Genomic DNA, 7,443 nt, shown 5'->3' with positions numbered 1-7,443 from the left:
GGGGTGCCGGCCAGCACCTGGTTTACTGCATCACGTTTGAAGGATTCGGGGTAAGTACGTCTGGTCTTGGTCATGAACACAACTCCTGGGTGGGCATTATCCACCTTAAGTCAGTGTCCATCGAGGCCGGGCCAGACCATGGAGCCGGGTTCGACCCGTAGCTCTGCTGAGCGCATCTGATTTGCCTGCAATTTTCGTATTTGGCCCAAGGCGGACTTGGGCTAAATATGCGGGGACCGGCTATTCTTTACCAGGTTCGGGGCTCGGATGATTGATGTCGTTGTCGTCATTGCGGACCGAATCCATTGCGGCGCCGTGAATTGCGCTACTGCGTTGCAGTTTCCCGTTGTATGGAATGCCAAGACATTCTGGGCCGAGGAATACGAAATGACTGACGAGCAACTGATCCGGCATTTGTATGACCGTTTTAACCATCGTGATATCGACGCGGTGCTGTCTTCGCTGGCCGAGGATGTCATCTGGGCCAACGGGATGGAAGGCACTTATGTCCATGGCAGACAGGCCGTCAGGGAATACTGGACTTATCAGTGGTCGGTGATTGATCCATCCGTCTCGCCGATGAAGATATCTGCCACCGAGGACGGTGCGCTGGAAGTCGAAGTCCACCAGACGGTGCGGGATCTGCAGGGAGTAACGCTTCTAGATGAATTCATACGGCACGTTTTTCGGGTCGAAAACGAACGCGTCACGCGCTTTGATATCAAGGGCTCATCGCACCTGGCTGACATTGCGCACGGCTGAAGTCCCGCCTGCTTTATCCAGTCCGCCCTTCGCAATGTCGTGCTTGATCAATTCACCCACGCACTTCAGGAGCACTCATGTTTGATCACGTGGTATTTGGTGTCAGTGACTACGCAGCCAGCAAAGCATTCTTCCTGCAGTCGCTTGCGCCGCTCGGCATAGTTATTGTCCAGGAAGGGCCGCACGGTATCGAGCTTAGTTCGGACGACAAGACTTCGTTGTGCCTGTTCCAGACCGAAGAGAAACCAGCGCATCTACACCTGGCGTTCGTGGCTGAAAATCGCCAGCAAGTCGATGCTTTCCATAGCGCGGCGCTGGAAGCAGGCGGCAAAGACAATGGCGCGCCTGGCCTGCGCCCGCGCTACCACGCGAACTACTATGCGGCCTTCGTCATCGGCCCGGACGGACACAATGTTGAAGTGGTTTGCCATCAACCTGCGGCGTGACCTATTCCCCAAATGACGATCTTGTAGATATTCCGCTAACTGAATTGCGGCGTTATGTGGTGCTCGATTGTCTGTTGAAAACAACCGCACCGGTCCAGAATCTGCGCACTCTTGAGCATCCCGGCAACGGCTCGTGATCGGTCCGCTTGTCATGCCCTCCGTTCTCGGTGGTGGCAATCAGCGGCATACTGATGACCACTAGCAAGGACGATTTCCCCTCTCTCAATTCAGGAGAACCAGGATGGTCAGCAAGAATACGATTTGTCTTTGGTACAACGGAACGGCGCTGGAAGCCGCCGAGTTTTACGCCCGCACCTTTCCGGATAGCGCAGTTAGCGCGGTCCATCGGGCGCCGGGTGATTATCCCTCAGGTAAGGAGGGTGACGTCTTGACGGTGGAATTCACCGTGGCGGGTATTCCGTGCCTGGGCCTGAATGGCGGCGCGACGTTCAAGCACAGTGAGGCGTTCTCGTTTCAGATTGCCACCGATGATCAGGCTGAAACGGATCGCTTGTGGGACGCGATTATCGGCAATGGCGGCCAGGAAAGCGCATGTGGCTGGTGCAAGGACAAATGGGGTCTGTCGTGGCAGATTACGCCACGTGCTTTGGTCGCGGCGATTACCGATCCTGATCCCGCCGCAGCCAAACGCGCTTTCGAAGCCGTGATGACGATGGGCAAGATCGACATCGCGGCAATCGAAGCGGCCCGGCGCGGCTGAAGCGCACGGCGCGCCTTATTTGCAATTTTCGATCGCCACGTCCGCGACATCGCTATAGCGGCCATTGCTGGTTCTGATTTGCGCGCACTGGCCGGTCGACTGGTTGTACCAGTAATTGGTCAGCCCGGACGAGCGCGAGAGGGCGAAGCCGTTATTGGTGAGAAACTGTTCTCCGCCAGAGGCCCGTGAACCGGTCAGGGTGCTCAATTGAACCCGGCTGCCCGAGGTGTCGCTTGTCTGGTCGCTGTGCTGATCTTTTTTGTGCTGATTCAGCGCATACAAGCCAACGCCCAATGCCGCAGCCAGGGCCACACCCATGGCGACATTCTTGTTGCGCTCCGCTACCCGATGTTGTGAGCCATTGTCGTGATGGTCATCGTTCTTGTGAGTCACGTGATGTGAGTCCAGCCGACCATTGCGAAAATCCATGGCCACTTCTTCTTTGGCATCGTCGTTATAAAAAACTTCATGGAAAGTGTTGCCGGAATTGTATTCGCTGGTTTGATGGAAACCGTTGTTAAACATGGTGCGTTCAACGCGGCTCAGGCGTTGACCATCCAGACTGTCATAGTCAACCACATCCGCAATGGATTGCGATGCAATGAGGCATAAACCGGTAAAAAGCACGACTTGGCGCATCATTTCTCATTTCCTGAGGTGCCGTAATTTAAAGTTACGGATTAATTTTTGTCGAATATAAATGCGAGGTTTATTTATTTGAAACTGGCGCAAGTGATTGGTGGATTTGTTATTGGCTGGGCGCTATCAAATCCACTGCAGATATGTTTATTCGTTACCGGCAACTGTTCTGTGGAACCAACTCAACATCGGCATAGCGCCCGTTATTTGTTTTTACCTTCGCGCACTGGTGCGTTGCATTGTTGCGCCAGTAAGTAACCAGGCCAGATTGCCGTGCCAATACAAAACCATTGTTGGTGAGATATTGTTCGCCACCTGCCGCGCGGGCACCGGCCAACGTTGAAATATCAACCGCACGCGACATATCCGCAGCGACCGGCTGATCTCCATCGCTTTGACTCCAGTCGCTAATGTGATGATGCTTGCTCTGTTTGGGTAGTGCCGGTGTTATGTCGTGCGAGCGCAGCACGCCGTCATGGAAATTCATTGTTACTTCTTCACCGAATTGATCGTTCAGAAACGATTCGTAATAGTCCACCCCGGAACGATATTCCCGATTCTGATGAAAGCCATTTGAGAACATCACCCTTTCAACATAGCGGACGTGCTCGCCATTTAATGCATCGTAATTCATCAATTCGGCGCTGGCCTGAGTTGCTGTCAATCCCACTGCCAGGGTGGCCAAAGCAAATCTCATCATTCTCTCTTCTCATATTCTCGTAATTTTGAATGCTGATTATGAGGCCATTGCCGAAGTCAAATAAGTTCCTTATTTCACACGGTTCCCGTAATCATTTACGTCATTTATTTGATATAAAACAAAATTGCCCCAAATTGCCTAATGCTTGCCGATACAAGCAATTGCCGCGCAAATGGCCATGATCTGAGCGGGGATTGGCTTTGATGGATTAATTGCTGATACAAGCAATGTTGTTTTGGCGACATAAGCGTTAATAAATAATTAATTTCTAATGTGGTGAGCAAATAAAGAAATTCTGCCCGCTGTATTTGTACGAGCACCGCCTTGGCATCGCAGCGGACAAGAGCAAGTCGCTTTGGCCCGGATGAGCGAGCGTTAAAATCGTTTGTTGATGGCGAGTTGCTGGCCTTTGCGCTAAGTTGCTTATGCCTGTTGGCACAAACAAGTCGGCACCGCGTGCTGGGGGAGAGCCAATTGCCGGCAACTGGCGCTGATTCTTTGCACATGGCAAGACTTGCCAGCAGCACGCTTTATGCCGGTGCGACAGGTAGCACCCCGTATAACCACGGCGGCCCAGGTCGCATAAAACCTTGGCGTTTCAATTGATGAACGCAATGGCAGAAGGATGGCAAACGTGAATACATTCAAAACCAGCCGGGAATTGGCCGCGGACCCCGCAGCCGTTTTCGCGGTCATCAAAGACCCGGCCCGGCTTGCCAGGTGGTGGGGTCCAAACGGTTTTTCCAATCGCTTCGAGACATTCGAGTTTGTACCCGGCGGCCAATGGGTTTTCAGCATGATCGGGCCAGACGGAACCACGTACGCCAATGCGTCTACCTTTACCCGCATTGATGAGGATCGGCGAGTGGTGATCGAGCACATCTCGCCACCGCAATTTGTGCTTACCATCGCGCTCGAACCTTCTGCTGGCGGCACAATGGTGACTTGGGAACAGGTGTTTGCAGATGCGGCGGTAGCAAATGCCGTTCGCCCCATTGTCGAGCCGGCCAACGAGCAAAACCTGGATCGGCTGAACGTTGAAATCGGTCAGAAGTGATCGCCGTGTATCACCAGGGCGGCATTGATCTAGAACTACCAGGATGAACAGATGAGTAAAACCGATAGCGGTAACGGCCAGCCAGCCTCCGAACTTATCTCGCAGCGCATTGCGGACCTTGGCGACTGGCGGGGGGAAACCCTCAGCAAAATGCGCAAGTTGATCCACCAGGCCGTGCCGGATGTGCTGGAAGAATGGAAGTGGATGGGCACGCCGGTGTGGTCGCACAACGGCATTATCTGCACCGGCGAATCGTACAAAGACAAGGTGAAGCTCACCTTTGCCAAAGGTGCTTCTTTGCCTGATCCGCACAAGCTCTTCAATTCGAGCCTGGACGGCAACACCCGCCGCGCGATTGATATCTTTGAGGGTAAGCCAGTCGACGAATCTGCCTTCAAGACACTGGTTCAAGAGGCGATTACGCTCAATGCGGCCAGCAAATCGAAATCCGCGAAGAAAGCCAAAGCCTGAGATGGCGCTTTCGGGCCTGGCCGCTGCAACGGCCTGGGCTCGACTCGGTAGCAGTTTCGACTAAACCGGGAAATGCCAGGAGTATCCTGCAGCCGCATCCCCTGCCATCAAATGGCGGGGAACGCGGCTATCTATCAGACAAGTCCAGTCACTTGCACTCGCTCTGCATGCGCCAGTCTCGCGCCAGGGTGCGCACTGCGCCCGCCACGGTGACCACACCCCGCAACTGGATGTCGGCACTCGATGCGCCGATGCGGATATCGAAATCGCCGGGCTCGACAATGCGCGCGCCTGCGCTGCCGGTGAAATTGAGCATATCAACCGGAATACGCACAGATACCTGGCGGCGCTCGCCGGGCGCTAACGTAAAGCGGCCAAAGGCTTTCAGCTCTTGCACCGGGCGGACCAGGCTGGCTAATTGGTCACGGATATACACTTGCGGCACCGCCACGCCTGGCCGGGTGCCGGTGTTGGTGATGCTGAACGTGCAGGCCACATCACCGGTCTGGATATCCACGCTGCCCGGCGCGATGACCAGATCAGCGTATTCAAACGTGGTGTAGCTCTGGCCATAGCCAAACGGGTAAGCGCTGCCGAAGTGAAAGGCAATAGGCGTACCGGCGCTTTTGAGTTTGTGGTTGTAATAATACGGGACTGCACCCGCGCTCTTGGGAATAGACACGGTCATGCGGCCCGATGGTTCAACCAGCCCGGCCAGCACTTCGGCCAGCGCTACGCCGCCCTGTTCCCCACCGGTAAACGCCATCACATACGTCGCCACGTGTGATTCCAGCCCCTGCAGACTGTAGGGACGACCCCCCATCACGACGACAATCACCGGTTTGCCGGTATCAACCACTGCTTGCAGCAATTGCTGCTGCACGCCCGGCAGATTGAGCGAGTCCGTATCCGAGCCTTCGCCCACTGTGCCGGTCTGGAACAGGCCAGCCAGATCACCGACGCAGACGATGGCGATATCTGCCTCTTTTGCGGCAGTCACGGCGTCGGCAATCAGGTCAGTCTTGGTGGATACCGGCGACTGTCGTTGCAGATCGGTAGTGCTTTCCACATCTCCGGGAAACACCGGGCTACCGTATTCGCGCTGTTCCAGAATCTTGCAGCCAGGCGCGTAGCTGATGCGCGATTCACCAAATACCGTGCGCAACCCGGCCAGCGGGGTGATCACATGCTCGGCACCGCTACTGCTTTCGCTCAGAATCAAATGCACCGGAAAGCTGTAACCGCCCAGCAAAGCCAGCGGGTCATCTGCGGTGGGGCCGATGACGGCGATGTTTTGGGTACCATTCGCCGCCAGCGGCAGGATGCCGTTATTCTCCAGAATGACCACAGATTGCTGCGCCACGCTGCGCGCCAGTGCGAGCGCCTTGGGGCTGCGCAGATTGATGCCGCTTTCATCCACGTAGGGGCGTTCAAACAGACCCAGGCGGAATTTTTCGGTCAGTACGCGCCGCACAATTTCATCAATCTTGCCCTGGGAGATCAAGCCGCATTCCAGGGCCTCTTGCAGATGCGTGGCGCAATCGTCGCCGGGTAGTTCGACATCCAGCCCGGCATTAAACGATTGCGCGGCGGCTTCGGCCCGGTCTTGCGCGACACCGTGATGCTGGTACAACAGGCTGATACCGACATAATCCGCCACCACCAGACCATCAAACCCCCATTGCTCGCGCAGCACTTCAGTCAGCAGATGGTGCGAGGCGTGCACGGGCTCGTTATCGATATCGTGATACGCCGGCATCACCGAGCCCGCGTTGGCTTGTTTAACGGCCATTTCAAACGGCAGCATGAAAATGTCGTTCAGTTCTTTCCAGCCCAGATGCACCGGCGCATGGTTGCGTGCGCCTTCGCTGAACGAGTGCCCGACATAATGTTTGAGTGTGGCTAGCAGATCACGCTTGGGCCCTTGCAAGCCTTGCACGTAACGGGTTGCCAGCACGCCGATCAGGTACGGATCTTCGCCAAAGGTTTCTTCGGTACGCCCCCAACGTACGTCGCGGGAAACATCCAGTACTGGTGCCAGCCCCTGGTGGCAGCCGACGCTGCGCGCTTCTTCGCCGATGGCTTGCGCGGTTTGTTCGATCAGATCCGGGTTCCAGGTGGCGCTCATGGCCAGTGCTGATGGGTAAAGCGTGGCGCCCACAGCCATCAGCCCCAACAAACATTCTTCATGCGAAAGCGCAGGGACGCCCAGTCGCGTGGATTCCACCAGATGCCGTTGCAGGGCGTTCAGTGCCCGCACACCTTCGAGTGGATCAACCGGATGCGTGCCCAGCGGGCGGGTGATTTGGCCCAAACCATGCTGCAGCTGACGTTGCAAGGTTTCAACGTCACTGGCACCGGTGAAGGCATCGTTGCGTGGCCGGTGGTTGCCAGCGGCGTCCAGTACCAGCCAGAACGCATGCATCTGGGCGATTTTTTCGGCCAGGGTCATTTGCGCCAGCAGGTCTTCAACCCGCGCGGCAACAGGTTTGGATGGGTCTTTGTACAGAGTGGTCATTATTTTTATCCTGGAAAATCCTGGAAGCGCTCTGGCATAGGAGGAGTTTGACAGCGGTATGGCGAACAGTGGAACCCGGCGGTCATCATACCTTCAGCGATTTTTTGGCTAAAGGGATAGACCCCAACC

At 55.7% G+C, this 7,443-nt stretch carries 8 protein-coding genes; 5 read left to right on the top strand and 3 right to left on the bottom strand.

All coding sequences use genetic code 11. The annotated features are described in order from the left end of the window. Window positions 1-387: 387 nt before the first annotated feature. From P4L78_RS09710 to P4L78_RS09700, 3 genes are all read left to right on the top strand, one after another. The gene (locus tag P4L78_RS09710; RefSeq protein WP_309327809.1) at window positions 388-762 is read left to right on the top strand and encodes a nuclear transport factor 2 family protein; all 375 of its coding nucleotides are present in this window, start codon (window positions 388-390) and stop codon (window positions 760-762) included. A 77-nt stretch (window positions 763-839) separates the two neighbouring features. Then, window positions 840-1,208, top strand: coding sequence for a VOC family protein (locus P4L78_RS09705; RefSeq protein WP_309327808.1), 369 nt, complete (start codon window positions 840-842; stop codon window positions 1,206-1,208). A gap of 241 nt (window positions 1,209-1,449) precedes the next feature. Beyond that, entirely contained in the window at window positions 1,450-1,929 is a 480-nt protein-coding gene (locus tag P4L78_RS09700; protein WP_309327807.1) for a VOC family protein, read from the top strand. Window positions 1,930-1,944: 15 nt separating this feature from the next. Here P4L78_RS09700 and P4L78_RS09695 read toward each other — a convergent pair whose 3' ends face one another. Then, complete coding sequence (locus tag P4L78_RS09695) at window positions 1,945-2,571, bottom strand: hypothetical protein (protein ID WP_309327806.1); 627 nt, start codon at window positions 2,569-2,571, stop codon at window positions 1,945-1,947. A gap of 151 nt (window positions 2,572-2,722) precedes the next feature. Continuing rightward, entirely contained in the window at window positions 2,723-3,268 is a 546-nt protein-coding gene (locus P4L78_RS09690) for a hypothetical protein (protein WP_309327805.1), read from the bottom strand. Between the two features lie 634 nt (window positions 3,269-3,902). Here P4L78_RS09690 and P4L78_RS09685 point away from each other — a divergent pair. Both P4L78_RS09685 and P4L78_RS09680 read left to right on the top strand, forming a co-directional pair. Further along, entirely contained in the window at window positions 3,903-4,325 is a 423-nt protein-coding gene (locus P4L78_RS09685; RefSeq protein WP_309327804.1) for an SRPBCC domain-containing protein, read from the top strand. A gap of 51 nt (window positions 4,326-4,376) precedes the next feature. Beyond that, on the top strand, window positions 4,377-4,796 hold the full coding sequence (locus P4L78_RS09680; protein ID WP_283147661.1) for a DUF1801 domain-containing protein: 420 nt from the start codon (window positions 4,377-4,379) through the stop codon (window positions 4,794-4,796). 148 nt (window positions 4,797-4,944) lie between these two features. Here the strand turns inward: P4L78_RS09680 and P4L78_RS09675 are convergent, their stop codons facing one another. Next, window positions 4,945-7,314, bottom strand: a complete 2,370-nt coding sequence (locus P4L78_RS09675) for a glycoside hydrolase family 3 N-terminal domain-containing protein (protein ID WP_309327803.1) — start codon at window positions 7,312-7,314, stop codon at window positions 4,945-4,947. Window positions 7,315-7,443 lie beyond the last annotated feature (129 nt).

Origin of the sequence: Silvimonas sp., assembly GCF_031291215.1 — a bacterium.
GTDB lineage: Bacteria > Pseudomonadota > Gammaproteobacteria > Burkholderiales > Chitinibacteraceae > Silvimonas > Silvimonas soli.
This window is presented reverse-complemented; position numbering and strand designations above follow the sequence as displayed.

What these genes read in the sequence shown, in the direction of transcription:
- P4L78_RS09710 (WP_309327809.1), top strand. Translation starts at nt 388, where the DNA reads ATGACTGACGAGCAACTGATCCGGCATTTGTATGACCGTTTTAACCAT.
- P4L78_RS09695 (WP_309327806.1), bottom strand. Translation starts at nt 2,571, where the DNA reads ATGATGCGCCAAGTCGTGCTTTTTACCGGTTTATGCCTCATTGCATCG.
- P4L78_RS09700 (WP_309327807.1), top strand. Translation starts at nt 1,450, where the DNA reads ATGGTCAGCAAGAATACGATTTGTCTTTGGTACAACGGAACGGCGCTG.
- P4L78_RS09675 (WP_309327803.1), bottom strand. Translation starts at nt 7,314, where the DNA reads ATGACCACTCTGTACAAAGACCCATCCAAACCTGTTGCCGCGCGGGTT.
- P4L78_RS09705 (WP_309327808.1), top strand. Translation starts at nt 840, where the DNA reads ATGTTTGATCACGTGGTATTTGGTGTCAGTGACTACGCAGCCAGCAAA.
- P4L78_RS09680 (WP_283147661.1), top strand. Translation starts at nt 4,377, where the DNA reads ATGAGTAAAACCGATAGCGGTAACGGCCAGCCAGCCTCCGAACTTATC.
- P4L78_RS09690 (WP_309327805.1), bottom strand. Translation starts at nt 3,268, where the DNA reads ATGATGAGATTTGCTTTGGCCACCCTGGCAGTGGGATTGACAGCAACT.